The 20,168-nt window shown below is 69.7% G+C and carries 17 protein-coding genes; 10 read left to right on the top strand and 7 right to left on the bottom strand.

What is annotated here, in order from left to right; genetic code table 11:
* Positions 1-22 precede the first annotated feature (22 nt).
* From ACFYWS_RS29480 to ACFYWS_RS29465, 4 genes are all read right to left on the bottom strand, one after another.
* The gene (locus ACFYWS_RS29480; RefSeq protein WP_389281432.1) at positions 23-922 is read right to left on the bottom strand and encodes a carbohydrate ABC transporter permease; all 900 of its coding nucleotides are present in this window, start codon (positions 920-922) and stop codon (positions 23-25) included.
* Positions 919-1,782, bottom strand: coding sequence for a carbohydrate ABC transporter permease (locus ACFYWS_RS29475; RefSeq protein ID WP_389281583.1), 864 nt, complete (start codon positions 1,780-1,782; stop codon positions 919-921). The genes ACFYWS_RS29480 and ACFYWS_RS29475 overlap by 4 nt, the downstream gene beginning before the upstream one ends.
* 119 nt (positions 1,783-1,901) lie before the next feature.
* Positions 1,902-3,233: an ABC transporter substrate-binding protein gene (locus ACFYWS_RS29470; RefSeq protein WP_389281430.1), complete on the bottom strand. Its 1,332-nt coding sequence runs from the start codon at positions 3,231-3,233 to the stop codon at positions 1,902-1,904.
* A 74-nt stretch (positions 3,234-3,307) separates the two neighbouring features.
* The gene (locus ACFYWS_RS29465) at positions 3,308-5,299 is read right to left on the bottom strand and encodes a beta-galactosidase (RefSeq protein WP_389281428.1); all 1,992 of its coding nucleotides are present in this window, start codon (positions 5,297-5,299) and stop codon (positions 3,308-3,310) included.
* 171 nt (positions 5,300-5,470) lie between these two features.
* On the opposite strand from ACFYWS_RS29465, the gene ACFYWS_RS29460 reads away from it, so the two are divergent.
* A complete protein-coding gene (locus ACFYWS_RS29460; protein ID WP_389281426.1) occupies positions 5,471-5,671 on the top strand; it encodes a hypothetical protein in 201 nt (66 codons plus the stop codon).
* Between the two features lie 109 nt (positions 5,672-5,780).
* Positions 5,781-6,497, top strand: coding sequence for a FadR/GntR family transcriptional regulator (locus ACFYWS_RS29455; protein ID WP_389281425.1), 717 nt, complete (start codon positions 5,781-5,783; stop codon positions 6,495-6,497).
* 63 nt (positions 6,498-6,560) lie between these two features.
* Here ACFYWS_RS29455 and kdgD read toward each other — a convergent pair whose 3' ends face one another.
* Complete coding sequence (gene kdgD / locus ACFYWS_RS29450) at positions 6,561-7,475, bottom strand: 5-dehydro-4-deoxyglucarate dehydratase (protein ID WP_389281424.1); 915 nt, start codon at positions 7,473-7,475, stop codon at positions 6,561-6,563.
* A gap of 156 nt (positions 7,476-7,631) precedes the next feature.
* On the bottom strand, positions 7,632-8,801 hold the full coding sequence (locus ACFYWS_RS29445) for a mandelate racemase/muconate lactonizing enzyme family protein (protein ID WP_389281582.1): 1,170 nt from the start codon (positions 8,799-8,801) through the stop codon (positions 7,632-7,634).
* A gap of 118 nt (positions 8,802-8,919) precedes the next feature.
* Here ACFYWS_RS29445 and ACFYWS_RS29440 point away from each other — a divergent pair, with 118 nt between their 5' ends.
* Both ACFYWS_RS29440 and ACFYWS_RS29435 read left to right on the top strand, forming a co-directional pair.
* Positions 8,920-9,795 carry a LysR substrate-binding domain-containing protein gene (locus ACFYWS_RS29440; RefSeq protein ID WP_389281423.1) on the top strand — a complete coding sequence of 292 codons (876 nt, stop codon included), beginning with the start codon at positions 8,920-8,922 and terminating at the stop codon, positions 9,793-9,795.
* Positions 9,796-9,872: 77 nt separating this feature from the next.
* A complete protein-coding gene (locus ACFYWS_RS29435) occupies positions 9,873-10,295 on the top strand; it encodes a PPOX class F420-dependent oxidoreductase (protein ID WP_389281421.1) in 423 nt (140 codons plus the stop codon).
* 18 nt (positions 10,296-10,313) lie between these two features.
* On the opposite strand, the gene ACFYWS_RS29430 is transcribed toward ACFYWS_RS29435, so the two are convergent.
* Positions 10,314-11,369, bottom strand: a complete 1,056-nt coding sequence (locus ACFYWS_RS29430) for a biotin/lipoate A/B protein ligase family protein (RefSeq protein WP_389281420.1) — start codon at positions 11,367-11,369, stop codon at positions 10,314-10,316.
* Between the two features lie 138 nt (positions 11,370-11,507).
* On the opposite strand from ACFYWS_RS29430, the gene ACFYWS_RS29425 reads away from it, so the two are divergent.
* From ACFYWS_RS29425 to ACFYWS_RS29400, 6 genes are all read left to right on the top strand, one after another.
* Positions 11,508-12,314 (top strand): SDR family NAD(P)-dependent oxidoreductase, encoded by an 807-nt coding sequence (locus ACFYWS_RS29425; protein WP_389281418.1) that lies wholly within the window; start codon positions 11,508-11,510, stop codon positions 12,312-12,314.
* Positions 12,315-12,512: 198 nt separating this feature from the next.
* A complete protein-coding gene (locus tag ACFYWS_RS29420; RefSeq protein ID WP_389281416.1) occupies positions 12,513-15,647 on the top strand; it encodes a glycoside hydrolase family 2 TIM barrel-domain containing protein in 3,135 nt (1,044 codons plus the stop codon).
* 163 nt (positions 15,648-15,810) lie between these two features.
* Positions 15,811-16,878 carry a LacI family DNA-binding transcriptional regulator gene (locus tag ACFYWS_RS29415; protein ID WP_389281580.1) on the top strand — a complete coding sequence of 356 codons (1,068 nt, stop codon included), beginning with the start codon at positions 15,811-15,813 and terminating at the stop codon, positions 16,876-16,878.
* Positions 16,879-17,014: 136 nt separating this feature from the next.
* Positions 17,015-18,316 carry an extracellular solute-binding protein gene (locus ACFYWS_RS29410; RefSeq protein WP_389281579.1) on the top strand — a complete coding sequence of 434 codons (1,302 nt, stop codon included), beginning with the start codon at positions 17,015-17,017 and terminating at the stop codon, positions 18,314-18,316.
* Positions 18,317-19,312 (top strand): carbohydrate ABC transporter permease, encoded by a 996-nt coding sequence (locus ACFYWS_RS29405; protein WP_389281415.1) that lies wholly within the window; start codon positions 18,317-18,319, stop codon positions 19,310-19,312.
* The gene (locus tag ACFYWS_RS29400) at positions 19,309-20,151 is read left to right on the top strand and encodes a carbohydrate ABC transporter permease (RefSeq protein WP_389281413.1); all 843 of its coding nucleotides are present in this window, start codon (positions 19,309-19,311) and stop codon (positions 20,149-20,151) included. Before ACFYWS_RS29405 ends, ACFYWS_RS29400 begins: the two co-directional genes overlap by 4 nt.
* Positions 20,152-20,168 lie beyond the last annotated feature (17 nt).

Genomic DNA, 20,168 nt, shown 5'->3' with positions numbered 1-20,168 from the left:
TCCCTTGCAGTGTGGCGCCGGGTCACTCCTTGACGCTTCCCTCGGTCAGTCCCGTCCGCCAGAAGCGCTGGAGGACGAGCATGGCGACAGCCAGCGGGATGACCGAGACGAAGGCGCCGCCGATGGTGTACTGCGTCAGCTCCGGAACCCGGTCGGCGGCCTGCTGCCAGGTGACCAGGCCGAGCGTGATCGGGTACTTCCGGTCGTCGGAGAGCATCACCAACGGCAGGAAGTAGTTGTTCCAGATGTGCACGAACTGGAAGAGGAAGACCGTGACGAGCGCCGGGGTCATGATGCGCAGCACCAGCGTCGCGAAGATCCGCTCCTCGCCCGCGCCGTCCACCCGCGCGGCCTCCAGGAGGGAGTCGGGGATGGATGCCTCCGCGTAGATCCGGCAGAGGTAGACACCGAAGGGCGAGACGATGCTGGGGATCAGGACCGCCCAGTACGTGTCCGTGAGGTGCAGCTTGCTGAAGAGCAGGTACAGGGGGAGCGCCAGTGCCGTCGACGGGAGCAGCACGCCCGCCAGGACGAACTTGAACACCGCCTCGCGGCCCCGGAACCGGTATTTCGCGAGAGCGAAGCCGGCCGCCGCCGAGAACAGTGTGGCGAGCACCGCGCCCACCCCCGCGTACAGCACGGAGTTCAGCGCCCACTGGAGATAGATGTGGCGGTCGTACGCGAAGACGTTGCCCAGGTTGTGCAGCAGCTGCGGGTTGTCGAACCAGAAACCGAAGGAGCCGTAGAGGCTGTCGTTGTTCTTCGTCGTGGCGACGATCAGCCAGTACACGGGGACGAGGAAGTAGATCGCGGCGATCGTGAGGACCGCGACCAGCACGATCCGCCCCGGCGTGACACGGCGTGGCCTGCTCGCCGGGGCCACGGGTGTGGCGGGGGGAGTCTTGACGTCGACAGCGCTCACCGCTCGCTCCTTTGCTTGCGGGTGACGAGGCTCAGGAAGCCGAAGGACAGGACCATCGCGACGACCGCGAGGATCACCGACTTGGCGGCGGCCACATAGATGTTGGCGTTGGAGAAGGCGTCGAAGTACGCGCTGAGGTTCGGCGTGTAGTCGGGGGTGACGGCCGGCGCGATCTTCTTCAGGACCAGCGGCTCCGCGAACAGCTGCATCGTCCCGATGATGGAGAACACGCAGGTGAGGACGAGGGCCGGGCGGACGAGCGGGATCTTGACGCGCAGTGCGACCTGCCACGGACCCGCCCCGTCGATCTTCGCCGCCTCGTACAGCTCCTGGGGTATGGACTTGAGCTGGGCGACGATGATCAGCATGTTGTAGCCGGCGAACTCCCAGATCACGATGTTCGCGATGGACCACAGCACGTTGTCGGGGCCGAGGAAGTCCGGCTGGAAGCCCAGGTCACCGAGCAGCTCGGAGATCGGGCTGATGCCGGGGACGTACAGGAAGCCCCACAGGATCGTCGCGATGACGCCCGGGATGCCGTACGGGAGGAAGTACGTCGCCCGCAGCGGACCCGCCCAGCGGTCGGAGATCTGGTCGAGCAGAAGAGCAAGGACGAGCGAGAGCAGCAGCATCACCGGGACCTGCACGATGCCGAAGAGCAGCACCCGGCCGAAGCCCTCCAGGAAGGCGTCCTGCTGGAGCGCGATGGCGTAGTTGTCGAGTCCGCCGAAGACGACCTTCGGGGAGCCGAGCCCGAGCGGTCCCGAACGCTCGACCTTCAGCAGGCTCTGGTAGATCGCGTAGAGCACCGGGATGATCATCGCGAAGAGATAGACCGCGAGGAACGGGCCGAGGAACATCCACGCCTTGCGGTCGGGCCTGGCACGGCGGGTGCGCCGCCGCCCTGTGGCCTTCGGGCCCGCGTCCGGGCGCGCGGGGTCGCCGGGACCGGGCTGCGCGGACTTCACGGATGATGTCGTCATCGTGCGCTCCTCGCCTTGAGTCCCTTGGCCTTGAGGTCGTCGACGAACTTGGTCTGCGCGTCCTTCAGCGCGTCCACGAACGAGCCCTTGCCCGCGAGCGCCAGCGCGAGGTTGTCCTGGATGTGCGTGAAGGACTGCGTGGTGGTCGGCGCGTACCGCCAGGAGGTGTCGACGTTGCGGTCGGAGATCTGGAAGACCTCGTTGTAGCGCTGGCCGCCGAAGAACGGGTCCGGCTTGCCGAGCGGCGTCCTCGGCAGGTCGATCTTGGCGGCCGGCCAGCCGTATCCGGCCTCGATGAGCAGCTTCATGCTGTCCGGGTCCGTGTTCAGCCAGTGCGCGACCTTCAGTGCCTCGACCGGGTGCTGGGAGCCCTGGAGGACCGCGGTGGAGGAGCCGCCCCAGTTGGAGGAGGCGTGCGCGCCCGACTCGAACTGCGGCAGTTCGGACACCGCCCACTTGCCCTTGGTGCGCGGGGCGTTGCCGCGGATCAGCGCGTCGTACCACTGCGCGCCGGGCCAGGTCACCAACTGCCCTGTCTGGAGCGCCTTGTAGAAGGCGCTCTGCGCGTCCTGCGTCTGAAGGACGAAGTGGTCGCGGACCATGCCGTCCCAGTAGTCGGCGACCTCAAGGGACTCCGGGGACGTCAGGTCGACGATCCAGGTGTCGCCCTCGGTGGTCACCCAGTGGGCGCCGCGCTGCCAGGGGAAGGAGGCGAACCACTGGGCGTTCGAGGGCGGGAAGGCCGTGATGTACGCGCCGTGCTTCTTGACCTTCTTCGCGGCGGTCCGGTACTCGTCCCAGGTCCTGGGGGCCTCGACGTCCCACTTCTCCAGGAGGTCCTTGCGGTAGAAGAGGCCCATGGGGCCGGAGGCCTGCGGGATCGCGTACGTGTCGCCCGCGAAGACACCCTGCTTCCACTGCCAGTCGACGTAACTGCCCTTGAGCTTGTCCGCGCCGTACTCGCTCAGGTTCGTCAGGCCGCCTTCGAGCATGAACTCGGGCAGCGCGTAGTACTCGACCTGGGCGAGGTCCGGCGGATTGCCGGCCTTCACGGCGGCGTGCATCTTCTGGTAGCCGCCCGAGGTGTTGGCGGGCACCATCTGCGCGACGACCTGGATGTCCGGGTTGCGCTTGTTCCACAGCGCCACCGCCTTCTGGAGCGGCACCCAGGTCCAGAGCCGGAGGGTGACCTTCTGGCCCGGCTCGCGGCCGTGGTCCTTCGTCTTCCGCGCGGCGCCGGCGGATTCTCCGCAGGCCGCCAGGGCGGGGAGCGCGGCTGTGGCGGCGGCCCACGTCAGGACGTTTCGGCGGGTGGGTGTTGGGGGCATCTGACCTCCTTGTCAGTGCGGTGTTGCGGCCGTGCGGTGTTGCGGTTGCGGGGCGCTGCCCCGGACCCCGCTGCTCAAGCGCCGCAGGGGCTTGGAACGAGTACAGCGACGCCGTAGGCCGGCAGTGTGATGTGGGTGGTGGGGGCAGAGTCCGCTGTGAGGCGGTCGCGCATCGGTGTCGGGAGGGAGACCGGCGTCTCGGTCTCGCCGTGGTTGAGGAGGAACAGGAAGCGGGTGCCCTCGTCCTCGCGCACGGTGGCCTGCACCAGGGCGGGGAGGTTCGGGAGGACGGGTGTCACGCCGGCCTCCGCGCGCGCCCGGTCCAACAGCGCCCGGAGGGCGGTTGGTTCGAGGCGGGTGCCGAGGTACCAGGCGGTGCCTTCGCCGTACGTGTGGCGGGTGACGGCGGGGCGGCCCGTCAGCTCGCCGTCCTCGAAGAGGGCGACGGCTTCGGCGCCCTCCAGGTCGATGGCCTCGGACCACAGGTCGGCGCCGCCGCTCAACTCGCCGCCCAAGGTGAGGTGTTGGCCCTCGTCGAGTGGCCAGAACTCCTCCGTGCGGATGCCGAGGAGTCGCCTCAAGTGGGCCGGGTAGCCGCCGAGTTCCACGCGGTCGCAGTCGTCGACGATGCCGGAGAAGAAGGACACGACCAGGTGCCCGCCGCCCTCGACGTAGGCCGCGAGGCGATCGGCGTTCTCCTTGCTGAGCAGGTACAGGTTCGGCACGACGACGAGCTTGTACGAGGAGAGGTCGCGGTCCGGCGGGACGATGTCGCACGGCACACCCGCGTCGAACAGGGCGCGGTGGTGGGCGAGGTTGATCTCGGTCTGGTTCAGCGCCGTGGACGGGTGTGAGTCCAGCTCCAGGGCCCACCAGCTGTTCCAGTCGGTGAGGAGCGCGACGTCGGCGGCCGAGCGGGTCCCGGCGATCTCTGGGACGGAAGCCAACTCCCGCCCGAGGTCGGAGACTTCACGGAAGATCCGGGTGTCGGTCCCGGCGTGCGGCACCATCGCCGAGTGGTACTTCTCGGCGCCGCCGCGCGACTGGCGCCACTGGAAGTAGAGGACGGAATCGGCCCCTTGCGCGACGGCCTGCCAGCTCCACAGGCGCATCCGGCCGGGCTGCTTCGGGCTGTTGCGGGGCCGCCAGTTGACCGCGCTGGGCGCCTGCTCCAGAAGCAGCCAGGGCTGCCCGCCGCGCGCCGAGCGCATCAGGTCGAAGTTGTACGCGGCGGTGAGGTGCGGAGCGTCCTCGTACGGGTCCTGGTAGTGGTCGAGCGCCATCACGTCCATGTGCTCCGACCAGGCGAAGGCGTCGACCGGCTTGTGGTTCGGCATCAGGTTCGTGGTGATCGGCACGTCCGGCGTGACACGGCGCAGGACGGCCTCCTCGGCGAGGTAGCACTGGCGCAGCGCGTCGTCGCTGAAGCGCCAGTAGTCCAGCTGTTGGGCCGGGTTGGCGAAGGTGGGTGCGAGGCGCGGCGGCAGGATCTCGTCGAAGTCGTCGTAGCGCTGCGACCAGAAGGCCGTCGACCAGGCCTCGTTGAGCGCGTCCACGGATCCGTGGCGCTCGCGCAGCCAGCGGCGGAAGTCGGCGGCCGACACGTCGCAGTGGCACTGGCGGGTGTGGCAGCCGTACTCGTTGCCGATGTGCCAGGTGTCCAGGGCCGGGTGGCCGGCGTAGCGGGTCGCGAGTCGCTCGACGAGGCGGGTGGCGTGCTCCCGGTAGACCGGGCTTGAGGGGCAGTAGTGCTGGCGGCCGCCGGGCCACTTGCGCCGGCCGTCCTCGGTCTCCGGGAGGACTTCCGGGTGCAGGCGCGAGAGCCACGGTGGCGGGGACGCGGTCATGGTCGCCAGGCAGACCCGGATCCCCGCGTCGGCGAGGTTGTCCATGACGCGGTCGAACCAGCCGAAGTCGTATGCGCCGGGCCGGGGTTCGACCTTGGCCCAGGAGAAGATCCCGGCCGTGACCATCGTGACCCCGGCCTCCTTCATCAGCCGGGTGTCCTCGGCCCAGACCTCCTCGGGCCACTGCTCGGGGTTGTAGTCGGCGCCGAAGTGGAGCATCGCACCTCACTCGATCCGTTGGAGCCGCCGATTCCGCGCGGTCTGTTCAATCCATTAATTAGGAATTAACGTGGCGGAATATATGAGCGAGAGGGGAGGGGGTCAACCCCCTTGGACACCCGAACAGTTGACGATCATTGTTCCCGGGTCACCGGAGCCAGGAGGCAGCCCATGAACGCCCCGCGCACCACCGACCGCCTCGCCGGACGCACCGCCATCGTGACCGGCGCCGCCGCGTTCGTGCCCGCCTTCGACCCCGTCGGAGTCCTGGTCAGCAACGCGGTGAAGATCGAGGTCGCCCCGGCGCACGAGACCTCGCCCGACTCCTGGAACCGCCAGCTGGGCATCGGGCCGACGGCGGATGGAGCGTGATGAAGTCCTCGGCGTGAACGCGTGTCGGGGATGGGGTGAACTCCCGGGGTACCGGAGATACTTGGCGGGCTGGGACCGGGCGAGACTTCGAGAGAACAGCAGGTAGGACATGGCGGGGTACGCGCGCCGCGGCGTGCACGGGCAGACCGTGGAGACCATCGCGCACCGGGTGCTCAGCGGCCGGATCGGGGAGGGGGCGACCCTCGACCTCGGCGCGCTCCAGGACGAACTCGGCGTCAGCCTCACCGCGTTGCGGGAGTCCTTGAAGGTGCTCGCCGCGAAGGGCATGGTCGACGCCCGGCAGAAGCGCGGCACCTTCGTGCGGCCCCGGGCGGACTGGCATCTGCTCGACGCGGACGTGCTGCGCTGGCAGTTCGAGTCACTGGACGGGGGCCTCGCGGTGGGCGCGGGCAATCCGCTGCTCGGTGACCTGGACGAGGTGCGCGGCATCGTCGAGCCGGCCGCCGTCCGGCTCGCCGCGCGCCGCCGTACGGACGACGATCTGGCCGCGCTCGACGCGGCGCTGGAGGCGATGGGGGAGGGCGGCGAGGACGGCGCGGTCCAGGCGGACCTCGCCTTCCACGGCGCCCTGCTCCGGGCCTCGCACAACGAACTCTTGGGGCGCATGGACCTGGTGATCGCCGCGGGCCTCGCCCACCGCGACCGCCTCGTGCACGGCACGGGCCGCCACCCCCGGGACCCGGTCCCCAGCCACCGCGCCGTACTCGACGCGGTCCGCGCGCGGGACGCGGATGCGGCGGAGTCCGCGATGCGTTCCCTTTTGGACCAGGCGGCGCGGGACCTGGGGCGGATCGAGCAGACCTAGCCCCTGCGGCGATTGAGCAGCGGGGTCCGGGGCGGAGCCCCGTGACGTGGCGGCGAAGGAGCCTCAGACACGTTCGATCAGCGCGCTCAGCTCGGAGAGTTCCGCCTCGGAGAGGTCCGTGAGCGGGGACCGGACGGGTCCCGCCGGATGGCCCGTCGCCGTCATGCCCGCCTTGACGATGCTGACCGCGTACCCGGCCTTGCGGTTGCGGAGCTCCGTGTACGGGAGCACGAAGTCGCGCAGGTGCTTGAGGACGGTGGCGTGGTCCCGGCCGCGGACGGCGGCGTAGAAGTCGAGGGCGAACTCCGGCAGGAAGTTGAAGATCGCCGACGAGTACGTGGTGACGCCGAGTTCGAGGTACGGCAGGGCGTACATCTCCGCGGTGGGCAGCCCGCCGACGTAGGTGAAGCGGTCGCCGAGCTTCGTGTAGATGCGGGTCATGGCGTCGATGTCGCCGACGCCGTCCTTGTAGCCGATCAGGTTCGGGCAGGACTCGGCGACGCGGGCCAGGGTGTCCGCGCTGTACTGGGCGTTGGCCCGGCCGTACGCGATGACGCCGAGGTCCGTGGCGTCGCAGACCGCCTCGACGTGCTCGGCGAGACCGTCCTGCGAGGCCTCCGTGAGGTACGGCGGGAAGAGCAACAGGCCGTCGGCGCCCGCCCGTTCGGCCGCCTGCGCGTACTCGATGGCGGTGCGGGTGCCGTACCCGGCCGGGGCGAGGATCGGGGTGCCCGCGGGCGCCGCCTGCACGGCCGCGGTCACCACCTGCTCGGTCTCGGTGGCGGTCAGCGAGAAGAACTCGCCGGTGCCGCCCGCGGCGAACAGTCCGCCGACCTCGTACTCGGCCAGTCGCTCGATGTTGGCTCGGTAGGCCTGCTCGTCGAACGCGAGGTCCTCGGCCTTGAAGTGGGTGACCGGGAAGGAGAGCAGGCCCGAGCCGATGCGGGCGCCGAGCTCTGACGGGGTGAAGGACGACATGGGTGGTCTGCTCCTGCTGAATGGCTGGGGGACGGTGAAGGGGAGGTGTGAGTACGACATTACGAGGCGTCACTCATGCGCGTCCAACACTGTTTTTGCATCCAGTGATACCGCCCGGGTATGGGACCTTCCGGCCCCGTCGAGGAGTCCGCTCGGCTACGGGCGCGCGCCCACCTCGTGCGTCGCGACCGTCCAGGCGCGGGCCTGCTCGCTCAGGGTGATGCCGAGGCCCGGCCGGGAGGAGAGGTGCATCCGGCCGTCGCGGGTTTCGAGGCGCTCGTTGAACAGCGGCTCCAGCCAGTCGAAATGCTCGACCCAGGGCTCGATCGGGTAGGCGGCGGCGAGGTGGAGGTGGATCTCCATCGCGAAGTGCGGGGCCAGTTGCAGGTTGTGGTGCTCGGCGAGCGTGGCCAGCTTGAGGAACTGGCTGATGCCGCCGATGCGCGGGGCGTCGGGCTGGATGATGTCGCAGGCGTTGGCCTTGATGAGTTCGACGTGCTCGGCGACGGAGGCGAGCATCTCGCCGGTGGCGACCGGGGTGTCGAGCGAGGCGGCGAGCGCGGCGTGGCCCTGCGCGTCGTAGGCGTCGAGGGGCTCCTCGATCCAGACGAGGCCGAACTCCTCCATGGCCCTGCCCATGCGCTGGGCGGTGGGCCGGTCCCACTGCTGGTTGGCGTCGACCATCAACGGCACGTCGTCGCCGATGTGTTCGCGTACGGCGGTGAGGCGGGCGAGGTCGGCCTTGCGGTCCGGGTTGCCGACCTTGATCTTGATGCCGCCGATGCCGTTGGCCAGGGAGGCGGTGGCGTTCTCCAGGACCTGCTCGGTCGGCGTGTGCAGGAAGCCGCCGGAGGTGTTGTAGGTCTGCACGGAGTCGCGGTGGGCGCCGAGCAGCTTGGCGAGCGGAAGGCCGGCCCGCTTGGCCTTGAGGTCCCACAGGGCGATGTCGAGCGCGGCGATGGCCTGCGTGGCGACGCCGCTGCGGCCGACGGACGCGCCGGCCCACACCAGCTTCGTCCAGAGGCGGCCGATGTCGCTGGGGTCCTCGCCGATCAGGTTGTCGGCGATCTCCTTGGCGTGTGCGAACTGCGCGGGGCCGCCGGCGCGCTTGGAGTAGCCGAAGCCGATGCCGGAGTGGCCCCCGGTGGTCTCGATCTCCGCGAACAGGAAGGCGACCTCGGTCATCGGCTTCTGCCGGCCGGTGAGCACCTTGGCGTCGCTGATCGGCGTCGCGAGGGGCAGCGTGACGGAGGAGAGCTTGATCCAGGCGATGGTGTCGAGGGTCGCCTCGCCCTGGCGGGAGGCGGCTGAGCTGACGGTGGACATGCTGGTCACCACTGCGAATCCCTGGGGGTGTGAGCCGATGGTTCCTGTTGACGCTAAGGTCGGCGATTAATCCACGTCAAACATAGTTTTTGGATGATCCAATACCTGGAGGGCATCGTTGTTCACGCTTGCGCAGCTGTCGAGCTTCGTGGCCGTCGCGGAGGAACTGCACTTCACGCGGGCCGCGGAACGGCTGCGGATGACACAGCCCCCGCTCAGCCGGCAGATCCAGCTCCTTGAGCACGAGCTGGACGTGCAGCTTCTCGACCGCACCAACCGCACGGTCCGGCTCACCCCGGCGGGCCGCGCCTTTCTCAACGAGGCGCGCACGATCCTGCGCCAGGCCGAGGCCGCCACGCTCGCCGCCCGGCAGGTGTCCACGGGGGAGGCGGGCGCCATCGCCGTCGGCTTCACCGCCGCGAGCGCCTACTCCGCGCTCGGCCCGCTGCTCGACGTCGCCCGCAGCTCCATGCCCGGCACGGAGATCGTGCTCCGCGAGAAGGTGACCCGCGACCAGCTGGAGGCCCTCACCGAAGGCTCCCTCGACCTCGGAATGATCCGCCCCTCCAGCACGGGAGCCGACCTGGAGACCCGGTCGACCACCCGCGAGGGGCTGCTCGCCGCGGTGCCGAGCGGGCACCCGCTCGCCGAGGGCGAAGGGCCGCTGCCGATGGGCGAGTTCGACGGCCAGGACGTGCTGATGTACTCGCCGATCGAGGCCCGCTACTTCCACGAACTGCTGGTCAGCATCTTCCGTGAGGCCCGCGTGCGCCCCCGCTTCACGCAGTACCTCAGCCAGGTGCACAGTCTGCTCGCCATGGTTCACGCCGGGTGGGGCATCGCCTTCGTCCCCGAGTCGGCCGCGCAGATGCGGTTTCCCGGTATCGCGTTCCGTCCGCTGGAACTGTCCGACGCGACGCCCGTCGAGTTGCACCTGGTGTGGCGCAAGGCCAACGACAATCCGGCGCTGCATGCGCTTCTGCGGTTGCTGTAGACCCCGCGCCTCAAACGCCGGCGGGGCTTGATGTGACTAGGGTCGACCGCGTACCCCTCGACGCATCAGGAGGAACCATGTCCAAGCCCCCGCTGTCCGCCGAAGCCGTCGGCATGCTTGAGCGAGCCAATCCGGCCACCGTCGCCACCCTCCGCTCCGACGGCTCGCCCGTGTCCGCGGCGACCTGGTACCTCTGGGAGGACGGCCGGGTGCTGCTCAATATGGACGAGGGGCGGGTCCGCCTGGGGCACCTGCGCCGCGACCCGCGGCTCACTCTCACCGTCCTCGACAAGGACAGTTGGTACACCCACATCACCCTCATCGGCCGGGTCGTCGAGATCCGCGAGGACAAGGGTCTCGCCGACATCGACCGGATCTCGACCCATTACGCGGGCGGCCCGTACCCGGAGCGGGAGCGTGCCCGGTTCACGGCGGTCATGGAGATCGACCGCTGGCACGGCTGGGGCGAGTTCCGCGACAGCGGCCAGGCCACGGTGTAGCGGCGGCCCGGCCGGAGGCTACGGCACCCGCGCCGTCCACTCGTCCGTGCCGAACTTGGTGCGTACGAGATCCTGGGCGCGGGCCAGTTCCTCGTCGGTCACCTTGCCCTCGGTCAGCCCGTACCGGCTCCTGAACGAGTCGATCATGCGGGAGATGACCTCCTCACGGGGCAGACCTGTCTGCCGGCGCAGCGGGTCGACGCGCTTCTTGGCGCTCTTCGTGCCCTTGTCGGACAGCTTCTCCTTGCCGATGCGCAGCACGTCGACCATCTTGTCGGCGTCGATGTCGTACGACATCGTCACGTGGTGCAGCACCGCGCCCTGCCCGGCCGCGACCCGCTTCTGCGCGGCGCCCGCGACCTTGCCGACGTCCGTGGCGATGTCGTTGAGCGGCTGGTACCAGGCCTTGATGCCCATGTCGGCGAGGGCGCCGAGCACCCAGTCGTCGAGGTAGGCGTAGGAGTCCTGGAAGGACAGGCCGGAGACGAGGGACTCGGGGACGGCGAGCGAGTACGTGATGGTGGACTTCGGTTCCGCGAACATCGCGCCGCCGCCCGAGATCCGCCGTACGACGGTCACGCCGTGCCGCTCGACGCCCTCCGGGTCGACCTCGTTGCGCAGGGACTGGAAGCTGCCGATGATCACCGCGGGGCGGTCCCACTCCCACACGCGCAGCGTCGGCGGCCGGTGGCCGAGCGCGACCTGCTCCACCATCACCTCGTCGAGCGCCATGTGCAGGACGGGGGACTGGGGCGCGTCGTGGACGAGCTGCCAGTCGTAGTCCCGCCAGTCCGTGGCCTGGGCGAGCGCGCGGCGCACCGCCGTGGCGACGCCCTCCGTGGTGAGGCCGAGCATCACCGTGCCGGCGGGCAGCGCCGCGTCGATCCGGGCGGTGAGGGTGGCGGTGTCCGCGTCGGCCGGGGCGCCTTCCAGTGCCGTGTTGATCGCGAGGAGGGCGTCGTCCGGTTCGAGGAAGAAGTCGCCCGCCACGCGGACCTGGCGCAGCGCGCCGTCCGCCACGTCCACGTCGACGACGACGAGCTTGCCGCCGGGGATCTTGTACTCGCCGTGCACGGTGTGCCGCCTTCCACCAGGTTGTCCGTCTTCGCGGACAACGCTAACCGGAGTCCGGACATTCCGGGGTACGGGCGGTCCCGCGTCGACCTCCACCGGTATTGACACTTCGTCAGATCTCCCGCATCGTCGCCCGGCATGACGGAGCCCCTCGACGACACCCCCGTCCCTGATTACGCCGCCCTGCACCGCGTCGACGGCCGCGCCTTCGTCCTGCTCGGCGCGGGCAACGGAATCGGCCGGCAGACCGCCCACGCGCTCACATCGGCGGGCGCGCGCGTCCTGTGCGTGGACGTCGACGGCGGGCGGGCCGAGGCGGTCGCGGCGCAGACCGGTGGCGTCCCGTACGTGGCGGACGTGACGCGGCGGCAGGACATGCGGGAGCTGTTCGCTTACGCGGAACGGGAGTTGGGTCCGGTCGGCGGTGTCGTCGACATCGTCGGCATGGCCCGCTACGAGGCCCTGGACGCGCTCGACGACGGCGCGTGGCAGTGGCACTTCGACCTGGTTCTGCGGCACGCCTGGCTCGCCGTTCAGTACGGGGGAGCGGCGGTGGCGGCGGCGGGCGGCGGGCCGCTGGTCTTCGTGGCGTCGGTCTCCGGGCTCACGGCGGCCCCGCTGCACGGGGCGTACGGAGCCGCCAAGGCGGGCCTGATGTCGCTGGTGCGCACGGCCGCCGTCGAGTACGGGCCGCGCGGGGTGCGGGTGAACGCGGTGGCGCCCGGCGTCGTGTGGACGCCGCGCGTCGCGGGCCTGCTCGGCGAGGAGGGTCACGCGGCCAACGCGGCGAACGCCCCGCTCGGCCGCGTCGCCCAGCCCGCCGACATCGCCGCGGCCCTCCTCTTCCTGGCCTCGCCGCTTTCTTCGTATGTGACCGGGCAGACGCTCGTGGTGGATGGTGGCGCGGGGGTCAAGTTCCCGTATCCGACGATCGGTGACACGTAAGGCGTACGCCCGTCGGTGCACACGTCGCGGGGCTCTGCCCCGGGCCCCGCTGCTCAATCGCCGCAGGGGCTTGATGTGTCCCGCTGCTCAAGTGCCTTGTTTGGTAAGGCTATTGACTAATCCCCGCACGAACCAACAAGAATCTGTTGACTCACGTTCGCTTGTGGCGAGTCATGTTGGCTTCGAGGGGATATCCGCATGCCTGCTAGCCGTAGATCCGTCAGTCGTAGATCCGTCCTGGCCGCGAGCGCGGCCGCGCCCGTCGTGGGGGCGCTCGCCGTGCCCCCGGCCCGCGCCGCGGAGGGCCGCGCGGGGAGCGTCGGCCGCCGCACCGTGGAGCTCGCCGACGGCTGGCGCTTCGCGCTGGTCAGCCCGGACGGCATCACCGACCCCACCGGGGAGTACGCCGACGCCGAGCGGCCCGGCCACGACGACGCGAAGTGGCGGAAGGTCGCGATCCCGCACGACTGGTCCATCGAGCAGACCCCCACCGCCGAGCACAACACGACGAGCGGCACCGGCTTCCTGCCCGGCGGACTCGGCTGGTACCGCAAGACGTTCACGGTGCCGAGGGCGTACGCGGGCAAGCGGATCTCCGTCGAGTTCGACGGCGTCTACATGGACGCCAACGTCTACGTGAACGGCGAACTCGTCACCCACCACCCCTACGGCTACACCGGGTTCGCCCACGACATCACCGACCTGCTCCACATCGACGGCGCCACCCCCAACCTGCTCGCCGTCGAGATCCGCAACCGCCTGCCCAGCAGCCGCTGGTACTCCGGCAGCGGCATCTACCGCAGGGCCCGCCTCGTCGTCACCGAACCGGTGCACGTCGAGCGCTGGGGCACGTTCGTCACCACGCCCGACCTCGCGGCCACCCTGAAGAAGGGCTACGCCACCGTCGACGTGCGCACCACCGTCGCCAACGCCTCGGGCGCCGCGCGCGACGTGACGGTCCTCTCCACGGTCCGCGACGCGAAGGGCCGCCGTGTGGCGCGCACCGAGTCCGCCCTCGCGGGAGTCGGCAAGGACGGCAGGACGGATCACGTGCAACTCCGGCTCAGCAAGCCGGAGTTGTGGTCCATCGAGACTCCGGGGAACCGCTACACGCTCGTCACCGACCTGCGCGTCGACGGCCGCACCGTCGACACCTACCGCACCCGCTTCGGCCTCCGGCACGCCACCTTCGACCCCGACGAAGGCCTCTCGCTCAACGGCACGCACACGAAGATCAAGGGCGTCGACCTGCACCACGACCTCGGCGCGCTCGGCGCGGCCGTGCACCCCGACGCCGTCCGACGCCAGTTGACCATCATGAAGTCCATGGGTGTCAACGCGCTGCGCACCTCGCACAACCCGCCCGCGCCCGAGGTCATCGAGGCCTGCGAGGACCTGGGCCTGATCATGCTCGTCGAGGCCTTCGACTGCTGGCGCACCGGCAAGAACACCTACGACTACGGCCGCTTCTTCGACGAGCACTCCGACGCCGACATCGCCGAGATGGTGCGCGCCGCCCGCAACTCCCCGGCCGTCCTCATGTGGTCCATCGGCAACGAGATCCCCGACTCCACCCGCACCGAGGGCATCGCCATGGCGGAGCGCCTCATCGCCGACGTCAAGGAACTCGACGGCACCCGCCCGATCGTCATCGGCTCCGACAAGTACCGCTCGCTGCCCGCCGTGGGCTCGCCCGCCGACAAGATCGTCGCCGGGCTCGACGGGCTCGGCCTCAACTACAACACCGCGGCGTCCGTCGACGCGCTGCACAAGCGCTACCCGCACCTGTTCCTCTTCGAGTCCGAGTCCTCGTCGGAGACATCGAGCCGCGGCACGTACCAGGAGCCGCAGCACCTCAACACGGGCGAGAACCACACACCTGGGAAGCGCGCCACCTCCTCCTACGACAACAACCTCGCCTCCTGGACCATGAGCGGCGAGTACGGCCTGAAGAAGGACCGCGACCGGCGCTACTTCGCCGGCGAGTTCCTGTGGTCGGGCATCGACTACATCGGTGAACCCACTCCGTACGACGTGTTCCCGGTGAAGGCGTCGTTCTTCGGCGCGGTCGACACGGCGGGCTTCCCGAAGGACATGTACCACCTCTTCCGCAGCCAGTGGGTCGACGAGCCGATGGTGCATCTGCTGCCGATGGACTGGACGACGTACGAAGACGGGGAGGAGGTGGAGGTGTGGGCGTACGCGAACGTGGCGGAGGTGGAGCTGTACCTCAACGGGCGTTCCCTGGGCGTGCGTTCCTTCGATCAGAAGAAGACCGTCGACGGGCGTCCGTATCTGGAGACCACGGAGGCCACCCACGACGACAAGACCGTCACCTCCGGGCCCTACCCCGGCAGCTATACCTCGCCGAACGGCAGCGCGGGCAAGCTCCATCTGGCCTGGAAGGTGCCCTTCGCGGCCGGTGAGCTGAAGGCCGTCGCGCGGCGCGGCGGCAAGACGGTGGCGACGGATGTGCTGCGTACGGCGGGGGCCCCGCACGCCGTGCGGCTGACGGCGGACCGGAAGTCGGTCGCGGCGGACGGGCGGGCCCTCGCCTTCGTCACGGCGGAGGTCGTCGACGCGAAGGGGACCGTCGTCCCCGACGCCGCCCGGCTCGTCGAATTCACCGTCAAGGGCGGCCACTTGGCGGGCGTCGACAACGGTCAGCAGGAGTCCGCCGAGCGCTACCAGGCCAGTACCCGCACCACGTTCAACGGGCTCGCGCTCGCGATCGTCCGCGCCGGTACCGAACCCGGCGGCCTCACCGTCACGGCGCGCGCGGACGGACTGCGCCAGGGCAGGGCGACACTGCGCGTCACGGGCCCGGCGGGGGACCCGGTCACCCCGGCCGAGCCCTTCGCCCCCGACCCGGGCCCGGGAGCCACCACGTACCCGCACGCCGACGCCAGTTACTCGGGAGCCACGAAGACACTCCCCGCCGCGATGCTCGACGGCGACCCGGCCACCCAGTGGTCCAACGCCTTCAACAAGGCCGCCACCGCCCTGCTGCCCGCCTTCAAGGGCGCGCGCCCCGAGGACTGGGTCTCGGTGACATGGGCGCAGGAACGGCGGCTCGGCCGCGTCGAGGTCTCCTTCACGGTCGACGCCACCCACTCCCTGCCCGCCGCGATCGAGGTCGCGGTCGGGGACGGTGACACGTACACCGTCGTGGACGACGCCGACATCGCCTGGGCCGAAGGCTCCGGAGAGCCCACTGCCATCACCTTCGACGCGGTACGCGGACGGTCACTGCGCCTGAGGCTGACCAGCCGGGGGCCCGGGGAGGAGAGCGGCGGCGTCGGCATCAGCGCCCTGGACACGGCGCAGTCGTGATTCCTGGCCGGGTACCTGCCTCGTACAAGGTCAACGGTTCGCAGAGAACCACGGCTTGACCGACACACGGCCGTCGGCATGTTCTACGGTTTCCGGAAGACGTCCGGAGAACTTTCGGAATGGGATCCGTACGGACATGTCGACGGAGGCAGAGGTGGGGAACGTGGCCGGGGAAGGCGCTCGAAGCAAGGCAGTCACGCGGAGCCCTGAGGGGCCGGCCAAGGTGACGATCACCGAGATCGCGCGGGAGGCCGGGGTGTCCGTGCCGACGGTCTCGCGGGTCGTCAACGGGCGCTCCGACGTATCGCCCGGCACCCGGGCCCGCGTCGAGGACCTGCTGCACCGCCACGGGTACCAGCGGCGTGCGCCCGCGTCCGGAGACCGGGCGGCGCTGCTCGACCTGGTCTTCAACGACCTGGACAGCCCGTGGGCCGTGGAGATCATCCGGGGTGTGGAGGAGGCCGCGCACGAGGCCGGGGTGGGCACGGTCGTGTCCGCCATCCATGACCGGGCGGGCGACGCGCGGGAGTGGATGACCAATCTGCGGGCCCGTGCGTCGGACGGTGTGATCCTCGTGACCTCGGTGCTCGAACCGGGGCTGAGGGACGAACTGCGGCGGCTGCGCGTGCCGTTGGTGGTGATCGACCCTGCAGGGGCTCCCGTGACGGACGCGCCGACCGTCGGCGCCACCAACTGGGCGGGCGGGATGGCCGCCACCGAGCATCTGCTGGAACTCGGGCACCGGCGCATCGGTTTCATCCAGGGGCCGCCGCGGCTGCTGTGCTCCCGGGCCCGGCTCGACGGGTACCGCGCCGCGCTCGACGTCGCGGGTGTACCGGTCGAGGACGAGCTGATCGTGCCCGGTGACTTCTACCACGCGTCCGGGTTCGCCGGCTGTCAGCAGCTGCTCGGCCTCGACGAACCGCCCACGGCGATCTTCGCCTCCAGCGATCAGATGGCGCTCGGCGCCATCGAGGCGCTGCGGCGGCGCGGCCTTCGCGTGCCCGAGGATCTGAGCGTCGTCGGTTTCGACGACCTTCCGGAAGTGCGCTGGTCGGCGCCGCCGCTCACCACCGTGCGTCAACCACTGTCGGACATGGGCAAGTTGGCCGCCCGCACCGCGCTCGACCTGGCCCGATCCGTGGAACCCGCGGCTCCGCGCGTCGACCTCGCCACGGAACTTGTGGTCCGGGCCAGCACGGCCGCGCCACGGAGCGCGCAACTCCGCTGAAGTACCCCGAGGGGTGTCAACGGCCTTTTTTGTTAAGGGCGTTGACACCCTTCTCTTGTGTCCGTAACTTCCGTGGCCATCTACCGATAGTTTTCGGATCCCTTCCGGAAGGTGCGCCATGCCAGTCATGTCATCCATGTCATCGGCCGCTCTACCCCGACGCCGCTTCCTCGGCATGGCCACCGTGGCCGGCCTCGGCACCGTCGTGCTCACGTCCTGCGGTGACTCCGACTCCGACTCGGGCGGAAAGGACGGCTCGGGTCGCACCGTCGTCGAGTGGTGGCACATCAGCACGTCCGAACCGGCCAAGAGCCGGTGGAACGCGCAGGCGAAGGCCTTCGAGGCGAAGAACAAGAACGTACGCGTCAAGGTCGTCTCCCTGGAGAACGACGCGTACAAGGCGAAGATCACCGCCCTGACCAGCTCCGGGAAGCTGCCGGACGTCTACCACACCTGGGGCGGCGGGGTCCTGAAGCAGCAGATCGACGCGGGGCTCGTCGAGGACCTCACGGACTCCGTGAAGCCCTGGATCGGCGACCTCGTCCCCGCCTCCCGCGAGGCCTACGAGTTCGACGGGAAGACGTACGGCATCCCGAACGACATCGGCGCCGTCGGCTTCTGGTACAACAAGGCGCTCTTCAAGAAGGCCAAGATCGAGGCCCCGCCCACCACTTGGGCCGACTTCCTCGACACCGTGCGCACACTGAAGGGCGCGGGCGTCACCCCGATCGCGCTGGGCGGCAAGGAGAAGTGGCCCGGCATGTACTACTGGGCCTACCTCGCGATGCGACTCGCGGGCGTCGACGGCATGCAGGAGGCAGCCGACGCCAAGGACTTCACCGGCGACCCGTTCGTCAAGGCCGGCGAGCACCTCAAGGACCTCGTCGACCTGAAGCCCTTCCAGAGGGGTTTTCTCGGCGCCGCCTACTCCTCGCCCAGCGGACAGGCCGCCACCATGGGCAACGGCAAGGCCGCCATGGAACTGATGGGCCAGTGGGCGCCGCGCGAACAGGCCGCCGCGGGCAAGGGACTCGACGACGACCTCGGCTTCTTCCCGTTCCCCGCCGTCGCGGGCGGCAAGGGCAAGGGCACCGACGTGTTCGGAGGCGGTGGCGGCTACGCACTGCGCAAGGGCGCCCCGAAGGAGTCCGTCGACTTCCTGAAGTTCTTCGTCAGCCCCGAGTCCCTGCGCAAGCTGGTCCCCGGCACCGGCATCATCCCGGTCAACAAGGAGGCCGAGAGCGCCCTGAAGGACCCCAACCTCAAGGCCGTACTGGACATGCTCAACAACTCCTCCGGCTTCCAGCTCTACCTCGACCAGGCCTACCCGCCCGCCGTCGGTCAGGAGGTCAACGACTCGGTGGCGGCCCTCATCGCGGGCTCCAAGTCCCCGGACCAGGTCACCCGTTCCATCACCCAGGTCGCCAAGAGCCAGTAAATGACGACTACTTCGACTCCGGCGAGCGAGGCACGGACGGTGATCGGCAAGGAACCGGACGGCGCGGGCCCGAACCGGCGACCGCTCGGCAACCGCGTACGGCACTGGCTGACCGCCTTCGTCTTCACCGTCCCCGCCCTCGTCCTGTTCCTCCTCCTCGTCCTCCTGCCGATCCTCTACGCGCTGTACGTCAGCCTGTTCGACTGGGGCGGCTTCGGCTCGCCCGAGGACTTCGTCGGCCTGGACAACTTCGGCAAACTCCTCGACGACCCGGTGTTCCTCGGCGACCTGTGGCGCGGCGCGCTGCTCGTCCTGCTCTCCGTCGGCGTACAGCTCCCGTTCGCCCTCGCCATGGCCGTACTGCTCAACCAGAAGCTGCGCGGGCGGGCCATCTACCGGATGCTGTTCTTCGCCCCTTACGTCCTGTCCGAGGTCATCACCGGCGTCCTCTTCGGCATGATCTTCGCGCCCGGCGACGGGCTCGCGGACAAGGTGCTCGGCGCGATCGGCCTCGACGGGCTCGGCGGCGACTGGTTCGCCGGCCAGGACACCGTCATGCCGACCCTGTTCCTCGTCATGACGTGGAAGTACTTCGGCTTCCACATGATGCTCTACCTGGCCGGACTCCAGGGCATCCCCGCCGAGCTGGGCGAGGCCGCCCGCATCGACGGGGCGGGCCCCTGGCAGCGCTTCCGGCACATCACCCTGCCGCTGCTCGGCCCGACGATCCGGATGAGCGTCTTCCTCTCCGTCATCGGCGCCATCCAGCTCTTCGACCTGGTGTGGGTGGTCACCCAGGGCGGCCCCGACCACCACTCCGAGACGATGGCCGTCACCCTCTTCCAGTTCGGCTTCAAGCGCTACCAGGTCGGCTACGCCAGCGCGATCAGCATCGCCATGTTCCTCGTCAGCCTCGTCTTCGCCCTCGCCTACCAGCGCTTCGTGCTGCGCCGAGACACCGAAGGAGCCATCACCACCATGCGAGGTGCCCGATGACCTCCCCGCCCGTGCTGCGCCGCCGACTGCGCGCTGTACCCCTGTACGTGACCGTGTGGGTGGTCGGAGTCGTGATGGTGACACCGCTGCTGTACGCGCTCGTGTCCGGCTTCAAATCCACCGACCAGCTCTCCGACAACGCCTTCGGGCTGCCGTCCCCGTGGGTCGTCTCCAACTACACCGGTCTGCTGTCCGACGGCGCGTTCTGGCGGGCCATCGGCTCTTCCACCCTGATCGCGGTCGCCACCACCGTCCTCACCGTCGCGACGGCCGCGCTCGCCGCCTTCGCGCTCGCCCGATTCGCCTTCCGTGGACGGGAGTTGCTGTTCACGCTCTTCACGATGGGCCTGATGTTCCCGTTCGCGGTGGCGATCCTGCCGCTGTTCATCCTGCTGCGCACCTTCGGGCTGCTCGACAACCCGTGGGGTGTGATCCTGCCGCAGGCCGCGTTCGGGCTGCCCATGACCATCGTCATCCTGCGCGGCTTCTTCCGGGCCATCCCCGGGGAGCTGGAGGAGGCGGCCACCCTCGACGGCTGCTCGCCCTTCGGCTTCTTCTGGCGGATCCTGCTGCCGATGGCACGGCCCGCGCTCGGCACGGTCTCGGTGCTCGCCGTCGTCACCAGCTGGAACAACTTCCTGCTGCCCCTGCTCGTGTTCAGCGACTCCACGTGGTGGACGATCCCCGTCGGCGTCCAGCAGTTCCAGGGCCAGTACGGCACCGACATCGCCCGCGTCTTCGCGTACCTGGTCCTCGCCATGGCGCCCGCGCTCGCCTTCTACGCGGTCGCCGAACGGCAGCTCATCGGCGGCATCACCATGGGCGCGACGAAGGGCTGACCGCCCCGCCACCGCCC

The organism is Streptomyces sp. NPDC002795 (assembly GCF_042888725.1).
GTDB lineage: Bacteria > Actinomycetota > Actinomycetes > Streptomycetales > Streptomycetaceae > Streptomyces.
This window is presented reverse-complemented; position numbering and strand designations above follow the sequence as displayed.